The organism is Nioella sp. (assembly GCF_964229645.1).
In the GTDB taxonomy this organism is placed as follows: domain Bacteria; phylum Pseudomonadota; class Alphaproteobacteria; order Rhodobacterales; family Rhodobacteraceae; genus Nioella.
This window is the reverse complement of sequence record NZ_CAXREX010000218.1, coordinates 1-18,732: the sequence shown is the minus strand read 5'-3', so window position 1 is coordinate 18,732 and position 18,732 is coordinate 1. Positions and strand designations below refer to the sequence as shown.

The 18,732-nt window shown below is 65.7% G+C and carries 17 protein-coding genes, 1 tRNA gene and 1 pseudogene; 2 read left to right on the top strand and 17 right to left on the bottom strand.

The genetic code is table 11. The features are described from left to right. Positions 1-154: 154 nt before the first annotated feature. The 3 genes from ACEQXV_RS14680 to ACEQXV_RS14670 are packed head-to-tail and all read right to left on the bottom strand — an operon-like array spanning position 155 to position 2,706. Positions 155-919 (bottom strand): LamB/YcsF family protein, encoded by a 765-nt coding sequence (locus tag ACEQXV_RS14680; protein WP_370253677.1) that lies wholly within the window; start codon positions 917-919, stop codon positions 155-157. Positions 920-922: 3 nt separating this feature from the next. Further along, positions 923-1,954, bottom strand: a complete 1,032-nt coding sequence (locus tag ACEQXV_RS14675) for a biotin-dependent carboxyltransferase family protein (protein ID WP_370269799.1) — start codon at positions 1,952-1,954, stop codon at positions 923-925. Then, complete coding sequence (locus tag ACEQXV_RS14670; protein ID WP_370269798.1) at positions 1,951-2,706, bottom strand: allophanate hydrolase subunit 1; 756 nt, start codon at positions 2,704-2,706, stop codon at positions 1,951-1,953. Before ACEQXV_RS14670 ends, ACEQXV_RS14675 begins: the two co-directional genes overlap by 4 nt. Positions 2,707-2,835: 129 nt before the next feature. Between ACEQXV_RS14670 and ACEQXV_RS14665 the strand changes: the two genes are divergently transcribed. Then, positions 2,836-2,911: transfer RNA gene (locus ACEQXV_RS14665), tRNA-Thr, on the top strand. A gap of 151 nt (positions 2,912-3,062) precedes the next feature. Here the strand turns inward: ACEQXV_RS14665 and ACEQXV_RS14660 are convergent. The 6 genes from ACEQXV_RS14660 to ACEQXV_RS14635 form a co-directional block, all read right to left on the bottom strand. Next, positions 3,063-3,578 carry a winged helix DNA-binding protein gene (locus ACEQXV_RS14660; RefSeq protein WP_370253681.1) on the bottom strand — a complete coding sequence of 172 codons (516 nt, stop codon included), beginning with the start codon at positions 3,576-3,578 and terminating at the stop codon, positions 3,063-3,065. Between the two features lie 79 nt (positions 3,579-3,657). Beyond that, positions 3,658-3,996: a RidA family protein gene (locus ACEQXV_RS14655; protein WP_370269797.1), complete on the bottom strand. Its 339-nt coding sequence runs from the start codon at positions 3,994-3,996 to the stop codon at positions 3,658-3,660. A gap of 5 nt (positions 3,997-4,001) precedes the next feature. Beyond that, positions 4,002-5,390, bottom strand: a complete 1,389-nt coding sequence (locus ACEQXV_RS14650) for an NAD(P)/FAD-dependent oxidoreductase (RefSeq protein WP_370269796.1) — start codon at positions 5,388-5,390, stop codon at positions 4,002-4,004. After that, on the bottom strand, positions 5,387-5,683 hold the full coding sequence (locus ACEQXV_RS14645) for a (2Fe-2S)-binding protein (RefSeq protein WP_370253685.1): 297 nt from the start codon (positions 5,681-5,683) through the stop codon (positions 5,387-5,389). Before ACEQXV_RS14645 ends, ACEQXV_RS14650 begins: the two co-directional genes overlap by 4 nt. After that, entirely contained in the window at positions 5,658-6,758 is a 1,101-nt protein-coding gene (locus tag ACEQXV_RS14640) for an NAD(P)/FAD-dependent oxidoreductase (RefSeq protein ID WP_370269795.1), read from the bottom strand. Before ACEQXV_RS14640 ends, ACEQXV_RS14645 begins: the two co-directional genes overlap by 26 nt. A gap of 56 nt (positions 6,759-6,814) precedes the next feature. After that, positions 6,815-10,216: an indolepyruvate ferredoxin oxidoreductase family protein gene (locus tag ACEQXV_RS14635; RefSeq protein ID WP_370269794.1), complete on the bottom strand. Its 3,402-nt coding sequence runs from the start codon at positions 10,214-10,216 to the stop codon at positions 6,815-6,817. A gap of 122 nt (positions 10,217-10,338) precedes the next feature. Here ACEQXV_RS14635 and ACEQXV_RS14630 point away from each other — a divergent pair, with 122 nt between their 5' ends. Continuing rightward, entirely contained in the window at positions 10,339-10,782 is a 444-nt protein-coding gene (locus tag ACEQXV_RS14630; RefSeq protein WP_370253689.1) for an Lrp/AsnC family transcriptional regulator, read from the top strand. Here ACEQXV_RS14630 and ACEQXV_RS14625 read toward each other — a convergent pair. The 8 genes and pseudogenes from ACEQXV_RS14625 to ACEQXV_RS14590 form a co-directional block, all read right to left on the bottom strand. Beyond that, positions 10,779-12,266 (bottom strand): mannitol dehydrogenase family protein, encoded by a 1,488-nt coding sequence (locus ACEQXV_RS14625; protein WP_370269793.1) that lies wholly within the window; start codon positions 12,264-12,266, stop codon positions 10,779-10,781. The two genes, ACEQXV_RS14630 and ACEQXV_RS14625, sit on opposite strands and share 4 nt — an antisense overlap. A 4-nt stretch (positions 12,267-12,270) precedes the next feature. Next, a complete protein-coding gene (locus tag ACEQXV_RS14620) occupies positions 12,271-13,044 on the bottom strand; it encodes an L-iditol 2-dehydrogenase (protein ID WP_370269791.1) in 774 nt (257 codons plus the stop codon). After that, positions 13,041-14,045 carry an ABC transporter ATP-binding protein gene (locus ACEQXV_RS14615; protein ID WP_370269790.1) on the bottom strand — a complete coding sequence of 335 codons (1,005 nt, stop codon included), beginning with the start codon at positions 14,043-14,045 and terminating at the stop codon, positions 13,041-13,043. The genes ACEQXV_RS14620 and ACEQXV_RS14615 overlap by 4 nt, the downstream gene beginning before the upstream one ends. A gap of 12 nt (positions 14,046-14,057) precedes the next feature. Continuing rightward, positions 14,058-14,888: a carbohydrate ABC transporter permease gene (locus tag ACEQXV_RS14610; RefSeq protein WP_370254257.1), complete on the bottom strand. Its 831-nt coding sequence runs from the start codon at positions 14,886-14,888 to the stop codon at positions 14,058-14,060. Positions 14,889-14,898: 10 nt separating this feature from the next. Further along, positions 14,899-15,777: a carbohydrate ABC transporter permease gene (locus ACEQXV_RS14605; RefSeq protein WP_370254255.1), complete on the bottom strand. Its 879-nt coding sequence runs from the start codon at positions 15,775-15,777 to the stop codon at positions 14,899-14,901. A 157-nt stretch (positions 15,778-15,934) separates the two neighbouring features. After that, positions 15,935-17,254 (bottom strand): sugar ABC transporter substrate-binding protein, encoded by a 1,320-nt coding sequence (locus ACEQXV_RS14600; protein ID WP_370254254.1) that lies wholly within the window; start codon positions 17,252-17,254, stop codon positions 15,935-15,937. Between the two features lie 95 nt (positions 17,255-17,349). Next, positions 17,350-18,381, bottom strand: a complete 1,032-nt coding sequence (locus tag ACEQXV_RS14595) for a LacI family DNA-binding transcriptional regulator (RefSeq protein WP_370254253.1) — start codon at positions 18,379-18,381, stop codon at positions 17,350-17,352. Positions 18,382-18,579: 198 nt separating this feature from the next. Beyond that, positions 18,580-18,732, bottom strand: a pseudogene (locus tag ACEQXV_RS14590) (sensor histidine kinase); the annotation flags it as partial.

The following is an 18,732-nucleotide window of genomic DNA, read 5'->3' as shown; positions in this document are numbered from 1 at the left end:
AAGCGACTCGTAAGGGGTGTTGGAGAGCGTGGTCACGGGGGCTGACCTCCGGGCAGTTGCGCTTGCGGGACGGGGAAGCCCGCGACTCAGGCGCGCCCCCAATGATTACGGGCCCCATGAAACAGGATCATGACGGGCAGGAACAGGGCCAGATTCACGCGCCCACGGGGGCCAGTTTGATGCCCTCGGCCTCCAGCCCGGCGCGCACGGCGCGCGCGATCTGCAGGGCGGTCTCGTTATCGCCATGCAGGCAGATCGTATCGACGCGCGAGGGGATCACCTTGCCCGATTCCGCGATGATGGCCCCGGCCTTGACCATTTCGACCATGCGCCGTGCGGCACGATCGGCGTCGTGGATCACCGCGCCGGGCAGGCTGCGATCGACCAGCGTGGCATCGTCGTTATAGGCGCGGTCGGCAAAGATTTCTCCGGCGTAGTTCGCGCCGAGCGCCTTCACCGCCGGTTCCTGCGCGGTCGAGGCCAGCACGAAGATGATCACGTCGGGATCGACCGACAGCGCCGCCTCGTAGCAGGCGCGGGCCATCTCCTCGTCCTCGGAACACATGTTGCTGAGCGCCCCGTGCAGCTTGAAGTGCCGCACCTCGGCCCCCATGGCCCGGGCCATGCCACGGATTGCCCCGAACTGGTAGCGGATCGCGTTTTGCAGGTCCTCGCGGCCCATATGCATGCGGCGGCGGCCAAAGCCCTGAAGGTCGGGAAAGCCCGGATGCGCGCCGATGCCCACGCCGTTTTCCTGCGCGACCGCGATCGTGCGCGCCATGACCGAGGGGTCGCCCGCGTGAAAGCCGCAGGCCACGTTGGCCGAGGTCACCACCTTCAGCACTTCGCCATCGTTGCCCATCGGCCAGGGGCCGAAGCTTTCGCCCATATCGGCATTCAGGTCCACGCGGATGGTCATGGCTCAGCTCTCCTCGTGCTCGTGCGCGTCATGGTGGGCGGAAATCGCGCCGCCTACCAGTTGATAGGACAGAAGGTCGGGGATGTCACCGGGATGGCGCACCCGTGGCTCGACCCGCGAAGCGAGCGATTTCACGTGTTTGGCGGCCTGTGCGCGGGCGGCCAGCGCCTCGTCCAGCGTCACGAAGCGAAAGCGGATCGGGCTGCCCGGCCCCGCCTGCGCCACGCGGGCAAGGTCCGCGCTGATCACCGTCGCGATGCGGGGATAGCCCCCCATCGACTGGCATTCGTTAAGCAGCACGAAGGGCGAGCCGTCGCCGATGACCTGCACATCGCCCGGCACGATGATTTCCGACAGGATCGACAGATGCGCCGAGGAAGAAAAGCCCGGCCCCGCCTGCCCCATCCGCGCACCCATGCGGCTGGCGCGAGCGTCCTTGTGAAACTCGGTGGCTTCCAGCCGGGCCAGCGTGTCGGCATCGAACTGGCCGGTCTGGACCGAGGGCAGGATGCGGATGGTGCCGCCGGAAAAGCGGTCATCGACCCGGATCATCATGCCGCCCGCTTTGGGGGCCGGGGCGGCTGCAAGCCGGTCGCCTGGCTGAAGCCGCGCGCCGATCCCGCCCGACAGATGCGCCGAGCGCGCACCCAGAACCGTTTCGGCATCGAGCCCGGACACCCCAAGATAGCCATAGGCCCCTGCCCGCACGCCGCCGATCTTCAAGGTTGCCCCGCGTGGCAGCAGGTGACTGCCTGACCAGGCGATGCGGTCGCCATCAATTTCCGCGCTCATCGGTGCCCCGGTCAGCGATATGAGCAGGTCCGCGCCCGTGGCGCGGAACGTGCCCCCGGCCCCGGCCATTTCGACGGCCAGGGTCTCGGCAGGCGCCGAACCCAGAAGCGCCGCCGCCTCGGCCAGCGCCAGCGGGTCCATCGCGCCCCCGCGCGACAGGCCCTTGGACAAAAGCCCCGGTCGCCCCCCGTCTTGCAGGCTCAGCCCCGGTCCGGCGGCAAGGATGTCGAGGGTGACGGTCATGCCAACACCTCGCTCAGTGCGGCCATCTGGCCGGCCTCGACCTTGGCCCAGGCCTCGTCGAAGGCGTCTTGAGAAACCGGCTCGAACAGGATCTCGTCGCCTGCGGTCAGCGGGAAAGGCTGCTCGGCCTGCTGGCCGAACACATCGAGTGCTGCGCGCCCGATCCAGCGCCACCCGGTCTGCGTGCCCACGGGGAAAAGCACCATCTGCCGGATCGCCAGCGCAAGCCCGCCTGCCGGAACATGCGGGTTGAGTTCGGTTTTACGCGGAATATCAAAGGCTTCCGGCAACTGCCCAAGGTAAGGCATGCCCGGAGAAAAGCCGATGGTCAGCACGCGAACGGGCGTTTCGCTGATGATCCGGACCGCCTGGTCTGCGTCCATGCCGCACAGCTCTGCCGCTTCGTCCAGCTGCGGCCCCGCCGCGCCGCCAAAAAGCGTCGGCACCCGCCACAGACGCCGCCCCTGCGGCAAGGGCTCGGCCAGCCAGTCATGCGAAGCCAGAAGCTCGGTCAGCGCGCGTTCCAGGGTCTCGTGGGGCAGCTTTTCGGGATCGAAGCGCAGGAAAACCGATTTCAGCGAGGTCGCGGTTTCCTGAAGGCCGGGCCAGCCCGCCGCCTTGACCGCGGCCCGGAAGGCCAGCACCGCCGCGTTGACGGGCATCGACAGGCGGTCGCCAAATTCGATCAGCATCCCTTCTTCACCCATCCGGTGAAGGCGCGGGAAACCGTCCTGCCCTGCTGCGGTGGTCATCTGCCTCGTTCCTTTTCTGCCCCGCCACCTTCGGCACCGGGGGCCAACCATGGGGGCCGGACGATTTCGCATCGCCCGCGCGTATCCCCTCTTGTCCTCTCGCCCGCGATTGCCTATCGAAAGCCCCGGGCCGGTCTAGCTCAGCTGGTAGAGCGTCTGATTTGTAATCAGGGGGTCGGGGGTTCGAGTCCCTCGACCGGCACCATTCAGCCTTCCTTGTCTTCCTGCGTCCCCGTCCGCGCGTTCGGGCGATGGCTTTCCGTCAGCGTCACGCCGCGCGAAGGTCGCGTGGAATCATTCGCATATCGTTTGCAATTTATCAACGTTTTGTTTGCGTCGACGCCATTCGACGCCTCTTACAGCGACGAGGCCGCCCGACTGGCCTGGTCGTATTGCCCCGACAGGGCGCGCAGGCTGGAGCCGATCTCGCGCAGCTCATCGCCGGATATGTCCATCCGCGACAGGCCTTCCAGCAGGCATTGTTCGCGCACGTCGCGGTAGGATTCGCACAGCGCCGCGCCCGTGTCCGAGGTCGAGTAAAACACTTCCTTGCCGCGCTTTTCCGAGGTCACAAGCCCCGCCTTGAGCAGCTTGCGCAGCGCATAGTTCACCGTGTGCGTGTCCTCGATATTGAGCAGGAAACACACATCGGTCAGGCGCTTTTCGCGCGATCGGTGGTTGACGTTGTGCAGGACGAGGATTTCCAACGGGCTCATCTCGCCCTGCCCTGCCGCCGACATGCATTTGACCATCCAACGCGAGAAGGCGTTGTAGGCCACGATCAGCCCGAATTCGAATTCCGAGGATTCCCAGCCCTCGCCCTCGGCAAGGTGACGGGAGGATACGATACGGCGTCCCGGTGCTTTGGTCATGGCCTACACTCCCATATCATCGCAAAGCTGTCGACATTTCCCTGATGAAATGTAGACAAAGGCCCGCGAAATCAAGGGATCAGCACGCGGCGGTCACGATGATTTCCACCTTCAGATCCGCCCGGGCCAGCTTGGCCTCGCCGCAGGCGCGCGCCGGGGCGTGGCCTTCGGGCACCCAGGCATCCCAGACCGCGTTCATCTCGGCGAAGTCGGCCATGTCGGCCAGCCAGATCACCACTTGCAGCATCTGCTCGGGCGACGAGCCCGCCTTTTCCAGCAGCGCCTCGACGCGGGCCAGGCAGTTGCGGGTCTGCTCTGTCACGCTTTCGCCTGCGCCAACCTGGCCGCAGAGATACGCCACCCCGTTATGCTTGACGATCTTGCTCATGCGGGTGCCGATGTCGATCCGTTCGATCATGCCTGTCAGTCCTTGCTGTCTTGTTGTTGGGCCAGCCCCGCCAATTCGCCCAGGGTCACGGGCTTCAGGGGGGGGCGGATGCGGTAATATCCCGTCTGCTGCGGCGACTGTCCATGCGCCTTCGACAGAAGGCCCGTCACGCTCAACCCGCAATAGCGCCCCTGGCAGGGTCCCATGCCGGCGCGGGTAAAGCTCTTGGCCTGGTTCGGCCCGAGACAGCCTTGCCGGGCGGCGGCGCGAATGTCGCCTGCGCGCACCTCCTCGCAGCGGCAAACCAGCGTGTCATCAGCGGGGTCGAGCACCTCTGCACTGGGCGGATAGGCGCGGTCGAGGAAGGGCCGGATCGCCCGCTCTTGCGACAGGCGCCGCCAAAGGGCGCGCGCGGCAAGGTCCCGGTCGCCGGGCAGGAGCGCGCCAAGATCGGTGGCGATTTCCAGCGCCGCCAGCCTGCCTGCCAGCGCCGCCACCTCTGCCCCGCCGATCCCGGCCCCGTCGCCCGCGACGAAGACCCGGTCGAGCGAGCTGCGCCCCCACGCATCGCAGCGCGGCACGAAACACTGTTGGCGCGCGCTCCAGTCATGGGCCAGCCCAAGCGCCCGGCTGGCCTGCACGTTGGGCACCACCCCGTGATGCAGCAAGACGGTATCGCAGGCGACCCGATGCACCCTGCCCCCGGCGGTGAACCGCAACGCCTCGGCCCGGTCGGCCCCCTCGATGGCGATCGCGGTTGCGCCGCGGTAACGCGGGACGCCGCCGCGCTTCAGCTCCGCCAGCAGCCCCAGCCCCTTGACCAGCCCGCGCCAGCCACGCAGCGCCCCGCCCAGGTGGCGCGTGGCGGCCATGAGGTCACCCAGCCCCTGCGTTTCGACCAGCGCCAGCGGGGGTAGCCCGGCCCGCAGCATCTGCGCTGCCACGAGGTAGAGAAGCGGCCCCGAGCCCACCAGAACGGCGCGTTCGGGAACGATGCCCGAGCCCTTCAGCAGGATTTGCGCGGCCCCCGCCGTCATGACCCCGGGAAGGGTCCAGCCCGGCAGCGGCATGGGCCGTTCCAGCGCCCCGGTCGCGATAAGCAGCCGCCTCCCGCGCAGGGTGCCCACACGCCCCTCGCGGGTATAGCCAAGCTCGGTGCCCCCAAGATGCCAGGCCACAGCGCCCGGCAGATGGGTGATCCGGGGATGATCGAGCGCCTGCACCAGCGCCGCGCCACGGGTATAGTCCGCCCCCAGGATCGCCGCACGCCGGGCGTCCACGCGCGCCACGTCGCGGTAAATCTGCCCGCCCGCGCGGGGTTGCTCGTCCAGCAGGCACACCGACAGGCCGCGATCCGCCGCCGTCCGTGCCGCGGCAAGGCCCGCAGGGCCCGCGCCCAGGATGACAAGATCGGCCTCGGTCATGGCGCGCGCCCCGTGGGAAGGGTGATGTCGAGCCCCTCCGTGACCTCGATCATGCAAGCCTGACGCGTTTCGCCCCCGATCTCGACCAGGCAGTCATAGCAGGCCCCCATCATGCAGAAGGGGCCACGCGGCGCGCCGGATACGGGCGTCTGCCGAAAGGGCATGACCCCGGCGGCCAGCAGGGCCGCGGCCAGCGTCATGCCGCGCGGAAGGCGCAGCACCTGGCCATCGACGCGCAGCTCCACCCGCGCGGCCTCGGGCGACAGGTCACGAAAGGGCGAAACGGTCTTCACTGAACACCTCCAGGTTGGGCGCATCGGGCGCGCCTTCCAGCCAGGCGGGCAACAGGCGCGCATGGGCCGCGGCAAGGGTGATGCCGCTGTGACAGGTCACGAGGTAGGCCCCCGGCATCTCGTGGCTTTGCTGGTAGATGGGCAACCCGTCCGGCGTCATGACCCTGAGCGCGGCCCAGGCCCGGACCAGCCGCGCGCGGGCCAGGGCAGGCAAAGTGCGCACCGCCGTCGCCGCAAGCCGCGCCATCGCCTCGGGCGTGGTGGCGTCGTCAAAGCCCACCTCCTCGTTGGTGGCCCCGATCTGGAGCCCGCCCTCGGCCACCTGGCGCAGATCGACCGTGGGGCGTGACAGAAGCTTCGGCAGGCGCTCGGTGATCAGCACCTGCCCCCGCTGCGGCCGCACCGGTGCGCGAAAGCCGAGCTTCGGACCAAGACGCGCCGCCCCAAGCCCCGCGGCGAGGACGACCTTGCGCGCCTCAGTCACGGTACCGTCTGAACAGAAAAGGCGAAAGAGCCCCGGCTTGTCCACGGACACAAGCTCGCGCCCGGTCAGAACCTGCCCGCCCTGCCTGCGCACATCATCGGCCAGAGCCCGCAGCAGCCGAAGCGGGTTCACATGCCCGTCACTGTGATGCAGCACCGCGCCCACGGCCTCCGGCCCGATCTCGGGCTCTTCCCCCCGGAGCGCGTTGCGCCCGAGCACCTCGAACGGGTAGTCGCCCCCAAGCCTGTCGCGCAGGCCGGAAAGGTCGGCCACATGGGCCTCCAGCTTGGCCTCGTCGAAGAATATCTCGTATCCGCCGCGTTGCTCACGGGCGAGCGCTGCCCCGGTGGCCGCTTCCAGCTCGGACGCGAACTCGGCCCAAAGCGCGGCCGAGCCCATGGTCCAGCGCGCATAGCGCGGCTCTCGCAGCCCCTTGCCCTGCACCCAGATCAGGCCGAAATTGCCCCGGCTGGCGCGAAAATCGCCATCGCTGCCGTCGATCACAGTGACCGACAGGCCCCGGCGCAGCAGCCCCCAGGCCACTGACAGACCGACGATTCCGCCGCCAATGATCGCGTAATCCGATTGCATGACATCCCCGAAGCCCGACCTGCCCCATCAGCGGCGCGCCGGGCGGGGAAGTCAAGTCAGCGCAGGCCCTCGGGCATGTCCGCGCGCACCCGGGCGGCAGCCTCTTCGCGCACCGGGCCATAGCCGCGGATCTCCATGGGGGCGGCCAGCAGCGCCTCGGCGGTATCGGGGTAATGGGCGGTTTCCACGTGGCGCATGACCCGCTCGAACCAATCGAGCAGCTCCCGGTCCAGCCTGCGATCGGCGCTGAAACGAAACGGGTCCGCCCAGGTGCCGCGCAGCCGCCTGGCCCGCGCCAGCCCCTTGAAGAGCGGGCGCACCCAAGGCCCGAAGCGGCGCTTGAGGGGCCTGCCCCGGTCATCGCGCCGCCAGGCCAGAATGGGCGGGGCGAGGTGATGAACCACCCGGTAATCGCCCTCGAACCGGTCCGACAGCTCTGCCTCGAACCCGGTTTCGGTGAAAAGCCGCGCCACTTCGTATTCATCCTTCATCGCCATCAGCTTGAAGAGCGACTTCGCCGCCGCGCTCATCTCGGCCTCGCTGGCCTGCGGCACTGCCTTGCGGAAGGCGGCAATGCGGTCGGTGTAGCGAGCGGCATAGGCCGCGTCCTGGTAGTCGGTCAGGAAGGCCGCGCGGGCGGCGATCAGATCGTCGAGGCTTTCGGGCCGAACCGGGCCATCGTCCAGCATGTCCGACAAAAGCTCGGGCCGCGCCGCCATCACGCGGCCCAGGTCGAAGGCCATGGCGTTCTTGTCCACCGCCACGCCATTGAGCAGGATCGCCTGTTTGAGCGCCAGATCGCTAACCGGCACCAGACCCCGCTGGAAGGCCGCCCCAAGCATCAGGATATTGGCAAAGACGCTGTCGCCCATCAGCCGTTCGGCGGCCCGGTTGGCATCGAAGGCCAGCACGCCATCGCCCACGGTTGACCGGATCAGCGCCTCGCGCTCGGCGATCTTCAACTGCGCGTCGCGATGCAGAACCAGGTCGCCCGTGGGCATTTCCGCGCGGTTCAGCACCACCTGCGTGCCTTGTCGATAGTGGATCGAGGCCTTGGGCGAAGAACACACCACCGCGTCACAGCCAATGACGGCATCCGCCGCGCCGCGTTCGATCCGCACCTGGTTGATCGCCGCGGGCGTCTGCCCGATGCGGACATAACCAAGAACGGTTCCGAATTTCTGCGCGAACCCGGTGAAGTCGAGCACGCTGGCCCCCTTGCCTTCGAGATGCGCCGCCATGGTGACAAGCGCCCCCACGGTCACCACGCCCGTGCCCCCCACGCCCGCCACCAACAGGTCAAAGGGTTGCGACAGGTCTGGCGCGGTCGGAACCGGTAGCTCCTCCTTCAGGGCGTCGAGATCCAGCGCCACGGGGGCCGGTTTGCGTCTCTGCCCGCCCTCGATGGTCACGAAGCTGGGGCAAAAGCCGTTCAGGCAGGAAAAATCCTTGTTGCAGGTCGACAGGTTGACCCTGCGCTTGCGGCCAAAGGGCGTTTCGCGCGGCTCGATCGACAGGCAGTTCGATTCCACCGAGCAATCGCCGCAGCCCTCGCAGACCAGCGGGTTGATATAGGCGATGCGCTTGGGGTCCTGCATGGTGCCGCGCTTGCGGCGGCGGCGCTTCTCGGTCGCGCAGGTCTGTTCGTAAAGCAGCACCGACACACCCCGGATCTCGCGCAGGTCCCGTTGCACGGGCATCAGTTCGGCCCGGTCGTGGAAGGTGGTGCCCACCGGGAAATCCGCGCGTTTGAACTTGCCGATATCGTCCGAGATCACGGCAATCCGCGACACCCCCTCGGCGCGGCAGGCCTGCGCCACGGCGGCGGGGCTGACGGGGCCATCGACGGGCTGGCCCCCGGTCATCGCCACCGCGTCGTTGTAGAGGATCTTGTAGGTGATATCGGCTCCTGCCGCGACAGCCTGGCGAATGGCGAGCGAACCCGAGTGATACCACGTCCCCTCGCCCAGGTTCTGAAAGCGGTGCCCGCCGCCGGTAAAGCGCGATGCGACCGACCAGGGCACGCCTTCACCGCCCATCTGGGCATACCCGAAGGTCTGGCGGTCCATCCAGCCCGCCATGACGTGACAGCCGATCCCGGAATTGGCGACGCTGCCTGCGGGCAGCTTGGTCGAGCTGTTATGCGGACAGCCCGAGCAGAAATACGGCGTGCGGGTTGCGCCGGGCACCGACAGCACCGGGGCCGGTGTCTCGGTCAGCGCGCGGGCCTTGTCCAGAAGCCCCTCGCCCGGAAAGAAGCCATGCAGCCGCTCGGCCACCACGGGCACAAGCCCCAAAGGGCTCAGCTCGCCGGTCCAGGGGATCAGCGGATCGCCCGCCGCGCGATGCTTGCCCACCATGCGTTGCGGCTTGTGGCCGGGCCAGTCATAGAAATATTCCTTGAACTGGCTTTCGATGATGCCACGCTTTTCCTCGACGACCAGCACCTCTTCCTTTTCCGACACGAAGGCCAGCGCATCGCGGCGCGCCAGCGGCCAGACCATGCCCACCTTGTAGATGTCGATGCCAAGCCGGCGGCACGCGGCCTCGTCGAGGCCCAGAAGGCGCAGCGCCTCCATCAGGTCGAGATGGCCCTTGCCGGTGGTCACGATACCATAGCGCGCGTCGGGAATGTCGTAGATGCGCCGGTCGATCGGGTTGGCTTCCACGAAAGCTTCCACCGCATCGAGCTTGGCGCCGATCCGCGTCTCGATCTCGGCGCTCGGCATGTCAGAGCGGCGCACATGCAGGCCGCCCGGCGGTGGCGTGAAATCCGGTTCGACGAAATCGCGCGCGGCCGGGATCTCGACCGACTGGCCCGCCTCAACCGTTTCCGAGATCGCCTTGAACCCAACCCAGGTTCCGGAAAACCTCGACAAAGCAATGCCATAAGCGCCGAAGCTAAGGTATTCTTCGATGCTGGCGGGGTTCAGTGTCGGCATGAACCAGGCCATGAAGGCCACGTCGGATTGATGCGGCATGGAGGAAGAGACGCAGCCGTGATCGTCCCCGGCCACCACCAGCACGCCGCCCCGGGGTGACGAGCCATAGGCGTTGCCATGCTTCAGCGCATCGCCCGATCGGTCCACGCCGGGGCCCTTGCCATACCACATGGAAAAGACGCCCTCGACCTCGCATCGCGGGTCTAGCGCGGCCTGTTGCGCGCCCAGGATTGCGGTGGCGCCAAGATCCTCGTTCACCGCAGGCAGAAACTCGATCCGGTTCTCGGCAAGACGCGCCTTCTGCCGCCACAATTCCCGGTCGAGCCCGCCAAGCGGCGAGCCGCGATAGCCCGACACGAACCCCGCGGTCGTGAGCCCCGCCGCCCTGTCGCGCCGGGCCTGGTCCAGCATCACCCGCACCAGGGCCTGCGTGCCAGTCAGGTAGACCCGGCCCTCGCTGCGGGCATAGCGGTCGTCCAGCTGATACATGTCGAAACGGGGGGATTGCGCGGTCATTCGGGGCTCCTGTCCTGTGACGGCAGGCTATCCCGCATGATGCGGAAAAAATGACCAGTAAACTTGCGATCAAACCTCGTTTGTGAAATTCTGTTTCAAGATTACCAGAAAGGTGGTCAACCATGCCAGAGCCAGACGAGACCGACGACACGATTCTGCGCGCATTGAGCAAGGACAGCCGCATCTCGAATGCCGACCTCGCCGAGAAGGTGGGCCTTTCGGCCTCGTCCTGCTGGCGGCGGGTTCGCGCGCTGGAAGAGGCGGGCGTGATCGAGGGCTACACGATCCGCATCAATGATGCGCGGCGCGGGCTTGGTTTCAAAGCGATCGTGCATGTGCAGCTGACCCGCCACGACCCCGAGCAGCAACAGGTCTTCATTCGCGCGGTCCGGCACCGCGAGGAAGTGCGCGCCTGCTATGCCACCACTGGACAGGCGGATTACCACCTGCACGTAACCTGCGCCGATATCGACGCCTATAACCGCTTTCTCGAACAGTTCCTGTTCCGCATCCCGGCGGTGTCGAGCGCCCAGACCAACGTGATCCTGCGCTCGGTCAAGGATTAACCGGCGGCGCGCGCGGCGTCCTGCCCGATATAGTGGATCAGCGTCTCGGCGGTGCCCCTCTCCCACAGCATCCCCAGCCAATGCCCGAAGGCCGCTGCAAACGCCTCGTTGCGGGCGAGCTCGCCATAGACGCCGTCCTGGTCCAGCCAGGCGCGCGGGGTGGTTCTGGCCGTGTTGGACAGGGTCACGAGCGCATCCCAGTTGGGATCGTTCGGCGCGATCTCTGCACCGCTGTCACTCATTCCTGCGCAATAGCGGCACCACAGCGCGCTTTCCAGCGCCAGCCCGTCGAAGCGCCCGCCCGCCACCAGCGCATCGCGCAGAACCGGCACGATGAACTTGGGCTGGCGGTTGGAGCCATCGAGGCAGAGCCTGCGCACGGTGTCGCCGATCTTGGGATTGGAAAAGCGCCGTTCGATCAGGTCGAAATAACCGCCCAGATCGGTATCGGGCACCGGCGGCACGGTCGGGATGATCTCGTCTTCCTCGATCTTGCGCAGGAAGCCGCGGATCAGGGGATGGGCCATCGCCTCGTGCACGTAGTGAATGTCCAGCAGCCCCGCCGGATAGGCGATGACCGCATGCCCGCCATTGAGGATGCGCAGCTTCATCAGCTCGTAGGGCGCGACATCCTCCACGAATTGCACGCCGACCTCTTCCAGCGCCGGGCGACCAAGCGGGAAGTCATCTTCCAGCACCCATTGGGTGAAGTCCTCGCAGAAGACGGGCCAGCCATCGGCAATGCCGAACTCCTGCGCCAGGATCGCGCGTTCGCGGTCCGTGGTGCCGGGGGTGATGCGGTCGACCATGCCATTGGGAAAGGCCACGGTCTCGGCGATCCAGTCTGCGAATTCCGGGTCCGACAGCCGCGCCAGCCCCACCAGCGCGTTGCGGGTGACGCGCCCGTTATGGGGGATGTTGTCACAGCACATGACCGTGAAGGGCGGCACGCCCGCCTGTCGGCGCTGGCGCAGCGCGGCCAGGATCATGCCGAACACGGTGCGCGGGGCCTCCGGGTTGGCGGCATCGGCGGCAATCGCCGCGTGGGACGGATCGAACCGGTCCTCGGCGTCGAGGAAATAGCCGCCCTCGGTGATCGTCATCGACACGATGCGGATATCGGGCGCGGCCATACGCGCGATGGTGGCGGCGGCATTGGCGGGCTCCACGAAGTCGATCATCGAGCCGATGATATGGGCTTCACTGCGGTCGGCCTCCTGCTCGACCAGGGTGGTGAGCCAGTCCTGCGCGGCCAGCACATCACGGCCCCGGCGCTCGCCTTCCAGCACCCCTGCCCCGACAATGGCCCAATCGCGGCTGAGGCCCTGGTTAAACAGCCTGTCGAGATACATCGCCTGGTGCGCCCGGTGAAAATTGCCCACCCCGAAATGCAGGATGCCGGCCGACAGCTCGCTGCGGGCGTAGCCGGGAACGGCGACGCCGTCGATCCTGGGCAGGTTGGCAAGGGAAAGGGTCACGGTCATGGCGTCAGCTCATCCAGTTGCCGCCGTCGACATTATATGTCTGGGCAACGATGTAATCGGCCTCGGACGAGGCAAGGAAGATGGCCATGCCCGTGAGATCCTGGGCGCTGCCCATGCGCCCATAGGGAACGGCCTCGCCCACTTCGCGCTTTTTCTGGCCCGGCGCCTTGCCCTCATACTTGGCAAAGAAGGCGTCGACCCCGTCCCAGTGTTCCCCGTCCACGACGCCGGGGGCAATGGCATTGACGTTGATCCCGTGGCGGATCAGGTTCAGGCCCGCCGACTGGGTCAGGCTGATGATCGCGGCCTTTGACGCGCAGTAGACCGCCACGAGCGATTCTCCGCGCCGCCCGGCCTGGCTCGCCATGTTGATGATGCGGCCCTTGATACCCTTGTCGATCATGTGCCGGGCCACGGCCTGAAGGGTAAAGAGGCTGCCCGCCACGTTGATCTGGAACACCCGGTCATAGTCTTCGCGGGTGATCTCGACGATGGGAGCGGCGGTGAAGATCGCAGCGTTGTTGATCAGGATGTCGATCTGGCCGAAAGCGGCAGCGGTTTCGGCTACCGCTGCCTCGATACTGGCCTGGTCGGTCACGTCCATCCGCACCGCGATCGCGGCCTCGCCGATCCCGGCTGCCGAGGCCCGGGCACGGTCGATGTCGATGTCGGCGATCGCCACCCGTGCGCCCTCGGCCACGTAGGCCTTGGCAAAGGCGAGCCCGATGCCGCGCGCCGCGCCGGTAATCAGTGCCGTTTTTCCAGCCAGACGGTTCATGCGATGCGCAGCCCCTCGGCGTCGAACTTGTGGATGTGTTCTTCCTGCGGGGTGAGCCAGACCGTATCACCGTGGCGGGCGGCGAACTCGCCATCCACTCGCACCGTCATTGCAGGCCCGCCCGCCTCGCGATGGACATGCAGGAAAGTGTCGGACCCCAGGTGCTCGGAGACGCCGACCGTGCCTTTCCAGGCCCCATCGCTGGTCGAGATCGAGACATGTTCGGGCCGGATGCCGACCGTGTGCGCGCCGCGCTTGGCGGCTTCCTCACCGGTCAGGAAATTCATCGTGGGCGAGCCGATGAAGCCCGCGACGAAGATGTTGCGGGGCGCGCGATACAGGTCCAGCGGGCTGCCTACCTGCTCGATCACGCCGGCCTGCAAGACGACGATCTTGTCGGCCATGGTCATCGCTTCCACCTGGTCGTGGGTCACGTAGATCATGGTGGTGTCGAGCCGCTTGTGAAGTTCGCTAATTTCCAGCCGCATCCCGTGGCGCAGCGCGGCGTCGAGGTTCGACAGCGGCTCGTCGAAGAGGAAGGCCGCCGGTTCGCGCACGATGGCCCGACCGATGGCGACGCGCTGGCGCTGGCCGCCCGAAAGCTGCCCCGGCCTGCGGTCGAGATAGTCGGTAAGGTTCAGCGCCTTGGCGGCGGCCTCGATCCGGCGATCCTGCTCTTCCTTCGCAATGCCCGCCATCTTCATCGGGAAGGCGATGTTCTTGCGCACCGACATATGCGGGTAAAGCGCGTAGGACTGGAACACCATCGCAAGGCCCCGCTTGGCGGGCGGAACCATGGTGGCATCCTCGCCGTCGATGCGGATCTGCCCGGCGGTCACGTCCTCCAACCCCGCGATCAGCCTCAGAAGAGTGGACTTGCCACAGCCCGAGGGCCCGACGAAGACCACGAACTCACCATCCTCGATGGTCAGGTCCAGCGGCGGAATGACCTCGACCTCGCCAAAGGCTTTGCGGACTTTATCAAGCGTAATGCGTCCCATGTTCTTGGTTCCTTATTTGACGGCGCCGAAGGTCAGGCCACGGACGAGTTGTTTCTGGCTGAACCAGCCAAGGATGAGGATGGGCGCGATGGCCATGGTCGAAGCTGCGCTGAGCTTGGCGAAGAACAGGCCCTCAGGGCTGGAGTAGCTGGCGATGAAGGCCGTGAGCGGCGCGGCACTGGCGGCGGTCAGGTTCAGGGTCCAGAACGCCTCGTTCCAGGCCAGGATGAAGTTCAGCAGGATCGTGGACGCGATGCCCGGCACCGCCATGGGCGTCAGAACATAAAGGATTTCCTCCTTCAATCCGGCCCCGTCCATGCGCGCGGCCTCCAGGATCTCGCCCGGGATTTCCTTGAAGTAGGTGTAGAGCATCCAGATGATGATCGGCAGGTTGATCAGCATCAGCACGATGATCAGCCCGATGCGGGTATCGAGAAGCCCAAGCTGCACGAACAGCAGCGAGATGGGATAGAGAACGCCCACGGCCGGCAGCATCTTGGTCGAGAGCATCCACATCAGGATGTCCTTGGTGCGCTTCGAGGGCACGAAGGCCATCGACCAGGCCGCCGGCACGGCGACCAGGATCCCCAGGAGCGTCGAGCCGCCCGCCAGGATCACCGAGTTCCACAGGAAGCGCATGTAGTCGGAGCGTTCCTGCACGATGGCGTAGTTTTCCAACGTCCAGTCGAAGTTGAAAAAGAGCGGGGGATTGTTGATCGCCTGCGCCTCGGTCTTGAAGCTGGTCAGGATCGTCCAGTAGATCGGGAAGAAGATCAGAAGCCCGATCGCCCATGCGGCGGCGGTGGTGATGATCTTGCGGCGGGTGGTTGCTGCGCGTGCCATTGTCGCCCCCTTACGCGTCGAGGTTCTTGCCGACGATGCGCATCAGGAAGAGCGCAACGATATTGGCCAGGATGATGGCGTAGACACCGCCGGCAGACCCCAGACCGATGTTCTGGCTATCCACGATCCGCTGGAAAATCAGGTAGGTCAGCGTCCGGGTTCCATAGGCACCGCCCGTGGTTACGAAGATTTCCGCGAAGATCGACAGAAGGAAGATCGTCTGGATCAGGATCACGATGGTAATGGCCCGGCTCAGATGCGGAAGAACGATGTAGAAAAAGCGCGACAAGACAGATGCGCCGTCCATTTCCGCAGCCTCCAGTTGTTCGCTGTCGAGCGACTGGATCGCGGTCAGGAGAATGAGCGTGGCAAAGGGCAGCCACTGCCAGGACACGATCATGATGATCGACTGGATCGAGGCATCCGACAGCCACGACACCGGCTCGGCCCCGAAAGCGCGCCACAGATGGGCGAACATGCCGTTCACGGGGTCCATGAACATGTTCTTCCACACCAGCGCGGTCACCGTCGGCATGACGAAGAAAGGCGCGATCACGAGAATGCGGACAATCCCCTGCCCCCAGAAGGGCTGATCGAGCAGGATCGCCAGCAGGATACCGAGAACGACGGTAATGGCCAGGATGCCCCCCACGATCAGCAGCGTCGTCTGAACGCTCGGCCAGAAGGAGCTGGAGCTGAGGAAACGGCCGTAGTTTTCAAGGCCGACCCAAGTCAGGCCGCGTTCGATGGAGTCGCCGCGAAGTGGCAGGTACCGCGTGAACGAGAACCACAGGGTCATCGTCAGCGGAACGAGCATCCAGACCAGAAGGAGGAAGACCGCAGGGGCCATCATCAGTCGGGCGGCAGAGCGGGAATGCTGGGTGGCCATGACGGGGTCCTCTCTCTCTGTCGGCGCGGATCATCGCGCTGCGGACAGAATGCCAAGGGCAAAAGGGTCCGACCAGAGAAAGGTCGGGATGTTCAGGGGGAGAGATCGGGGGTGGGGGGCGGATGAGGGCCGCCCCCCGGGGAGGAAGAGACCGGCCTTAGTAGCCCGCAGCTTCCATTGCGTCAGTGGTCAGCGCCTGTGCGTTGGCCAGAGCTTCCTCGATGGACTGCTGGCCTGCATAGGCGGCCGAGAATTCCTGGCTCACCTCGGTGGCGATGCCTGCGAATTCCGGAATGGCCACGAACTGGATACCGACATAGGGAACCGGGTCCACGGTCGGGTTCGTCGGGTCAGCCGCGTTGATCGAGTCGAGCGTCAGCTGAGCGAAGGGAACCTCGATGTAGTTCGGGTTCTCGTAAAGCGAGGTGCGCGCACCCGGCGGCACGTTTGCCCAGCCCTCGTTCTCGGCCACGAGCTCGATGTAGTCGGCCGAGGTGGCCCACTCGATGAACTGAAGCGCGGCATCCGCCTGCTGCGTGCCGGCCGGGATGGCCAGCGCCCAGGCCCAGAGCCAGTTGGAGCGACGGTCAACACCTTCGGCATTCGGCGCCAGGGCGAAGCCCACGCTGTCAGCCACGGAGGAGTCGTTGGGGTTGGTCACGAAGGACGCGGCAACGGTTGCGTCGATCCACATGCCGCAGCGGCCCTGCTGGAACAGCGACAGGTTTTCGTTGAAGCCGTTGTTTTCATAGCCCGGAGGACCATAGGCGTTCATCATGTCGACGTAGAAGTTCAGCGCTTCGGCCCATTCGGGCTGATCGAACTGGGCGTTCCAGTCCTCGTCGAACCAGCGTGCCCCGAAGGAGTTCGCGGTCACGGTGATGAAGGCCCCGCCTTCACCCCAGCCCGGCTTGCCGCGCAGGCAGATGCCGTACTGTTCGTTGTCGCGGTCGGTCATCGCGGCGGCGGCGTCACGGATGAACTGCCAGGTCGGCGCGTGGGGCATTTCCAGGCCCGCTGCTTCCATCAGGTCGGTGCGATACATAACCATGGAGCTTTCGCCGTAGAAGGGCGCGGCATAGAGCGTGCCGTCATGGCTCAGACCTGCGCGCATGGCGGGCAGGATGTCATCGACGTTGTATTCTTCCGACAGGTTGTCGAGCGGCACCAGCCAGCCATTGGCGCCCCAGATCGGGGTTTCATACATGCCGATGGTCATGATGTCGAACTGGCCACCGTTGGTGGTGATGTCGGTGGTCACGCGCTGGCGCAGCACGTTTTCTTCCAGCGTCACCCACTCGACGGCGATGCCGGTCTCTTCGGTGAACTGGTCGGTGTAACCCTGCATGCGGATCATGTCGCCGTTGTTCACGGTCGCGATGGTGATGGTCGTTCCATGACCATCTGCCAGAGCCGCCGAAGCGGTCAGGCACAATGCAAGCGCACTGGTGGCGCGGATAAAGGTCTTCGAAGACATCCTGTCCTCCCTTGATGGATGTAACGAGCCTGACCATGCGAGAGAATCATACGCGCGTCAACATAATTTTTACGCGCGTAAATTTTACTGGAAATTCAGGCCGAAGCCCGCACAACCAGATGGGCCGGGAAGAGCGTTTCGTCGCGGCGCTGGAATCGGCCCCCGCTTTCAATCAGCTCGAAAAGCGTTTCCACGCTGCGCCCTGACACGTTGGTATAGTCATGCGCGGCAGTGGTGAGCGCCGGACAGGTGAAGCGCGAGAACGGATGGTCGTCATGCGAGGCGACGCGCATGTCGCAATCGGCGCTTCGCCCCACTTTCACGCCGCGCTCGTAGCAGGCAGACAGCACCCCGATGGCAAGTCGGTCGTTGGAGCACAGGATGGTGTTGGTCGTGAAATCGCCTGCGGCCAGCGCCGTATGGGCCCCCTGCCGGCCGATCTCTTCGAAGGCCCAGCCATCGCCCTCGATCCCGATCACCACCGGATCCTGCCCATGGCGCATCATCGCCTCGATATAGGCCAGGCGGCGCTTGTTGGCGTTCGGATTGGCTGGGGTGCGCATTTCGAGGAAACAGGGCGGCTCACCGGTTCTCATAAGGTAATCAACGGTTTGGTTGACAAAGCTGGCATTGTCAGAGCCAATAAACGCCTCGCCCATCCCCTCGATATTGCTGTCGAACAGCACCGTGGGCACATCGCGGCAGAACCGCTCGATGGCGGCTTTGTCCGAGGCCCGGCCAAGCGGCGCCAAGAGCACGCCCGCCGGCTTGATCGACAACAGGCTTTCAAGGTTGTCGTTTTCCTGCTGCCCTTCGCCATGGGAACTCAGAAGGATCGGCCGGAACCCCGCCTCGATGCAGAGCCGTTCGATATTTCGGGCGATCTCGGCAAAGAACGGGTCGGCGAGATAAGGCACCACGATGCCGATATTCTTGGTCAGGCGCCGATTCTGGTTCACCGCGTAGATATTGGGGCGGTAGTCATACTGCTCCAGCGCCGCCTCGATGCGTTTGCGGGTCGAGGCGCGCACGCTGTCGGGATCGTTGAAGTATTTCGAAACGGTGGGACGCGAGATGCCGCAGAGCGCCGCGAACTCTTCCATGTTCCTGATTCTGTCGTCGCTCATTTACTGCCTGTCTGTTCCGTTCCTCGGCGCGCGGGGCCCGGTCGAACTTTACGCGCGCCAACCCAGATAAGCTATTCGGGCAGGACAACAACCGTCAACCTTGGGGAGTCGCCGCATGTCTGCTTCCCGTGCCCGGGGAATCGGGGGGGAATTTTTGGGGTTGGCGATTCTGTTTGTGTGGTTTTGACGCGATTTTGGGGACATCTCGATGCGGTCGGTGAAAAGCTGCGCCGAGGTCAGGATGTTGCGCAGGTCGTGGCTGACCCGCGCCACCGCGCCGCCAAGCTGCGCCAGCCGCTCCAGATCGGAAGAGCGTCGGGTGGGGAAAGAGTGTAGACGAGCGTGTAGATC

Excerpts from the sequence above, each read along its gene's own strand:
- ACEQXV_RS14680 (WP_370253677.1), bottom strand. The coding sequence starts at position 919 with ATGACCATCCGCGTGGACCTGAATGCCGATATGGGCGAAAGCTTCGGC.
- ACEQXV_RS14675 (WP_370269799.1), bottom strand. The coding sequence starts at position 1,954 with ATGACCGTCACCCTCGACATCCTTGCCGCCGGACCGGGGCTGAGCCTG.
- ACEQXV_RS14670 (WP_370269798.1), bottom strand. The coding sequence starts at position 2,706 with ATGACCACCGCAGCAGGGCAGGACGGTTTCCCGCGCCTTCACCGGATG.
- ACEQXV_RS14660 (WP_370253681.1), bottom strand. The coding sequence starts at position 3,578 with ATGACCAAAGCACCGGGACGCCGTATCGTATCCTCCCGTCACCTTGCC.
- ACEQXV_RS14655 (WP_370269797.1), bottom strand. The coding sequence starts at position 3,996 with ATGATCGAACGGATCGACATCGGCACCCGCATGAGCAAGATCGTCAAG.
- ACEQXV_RS14650 (WP_370269796.1), bottom strand. The coding sequence starts at position 5,390 with ATGACCGAGGCCGATCTTGTCATCCTGGGCGCGGGCCCTGCGGGCCTT.
- ACEQXV_RS14640 (WP_370269795.1), bottom strand. The coding sequence starts at position 6,758 with ATGCAATCGGATTACGCGATCATTGGCGGCGGAATCGTCGGTCTGTCA.
- ACEQXV_RS14635 (WP_370269794.1), bottom strand. The coding sequence starts at position 10,216 with ATGACCGCGCAATCCCCCCGTTTCGACATGTATCAGCTGGACGACCGC.
- ACEQXV_RS14630 (WP_370253689.1), top strand. The coding sequence starts at position 10,339 with ATGCCAGAGCCAGACGAGACCGACGACACGATTCTGCGCGCATTGAGC.
- ACEQXV_RS14625 (WP_370269793.1), bottom strand. The coding sequence starts at position 12,266 with ATGACCGTGACCCTTTCCCTTGCCAACCTGCCCAGGATCGACGGCGTC.
- ACEQXV_RS14620 (WP_370269791.1), bottom strand. The coding sequence starts at position 13,044 with ATGAACCGTCTGGCTGGAAAAACGGCACTGATTACCGGCGCGGCGCGC.
- ACEQXV_RS14615 (WP_370269790.1), bottom strand. The coding sequence starts at position 14,045 with ATGGGACGCATTACGCTTGATAAAGTCCGCAAAGCCTTTGGCGAGGTC.
- ACEQXV_RS14610 (WP_370254257.1), bottom strand. The coding sequence starts at position 14,888 with ATGGCACGCGCAGCAACCACCCGCCGCAAGATCATCACCACCGCCGCC.
- ACEQXV_RS14605 (WP_370254255.1), bottom strand. The coding sequence starts at position 15,777 with ATGGCCACCCAGCATTCCCGCTCTGCCGCCCGACTGATGATGGCCCCT.
- ACEQXV_RS14600 (WP_370254254.1), bottom strand. The coding sequence starts at position 17,254 with ATGTCTTCGAAGACCTTTATCCGCGCCACCAGTGCGCTTGCATTGTGC.
- ACEQXV_RS14595 (WP_370254253.1), bottom strand. The coding sequence starts at position 18,381 with ATGAGCGACGACAGAATCAGGAACATGGAAGAGTTCGCGGCGCTCTGC.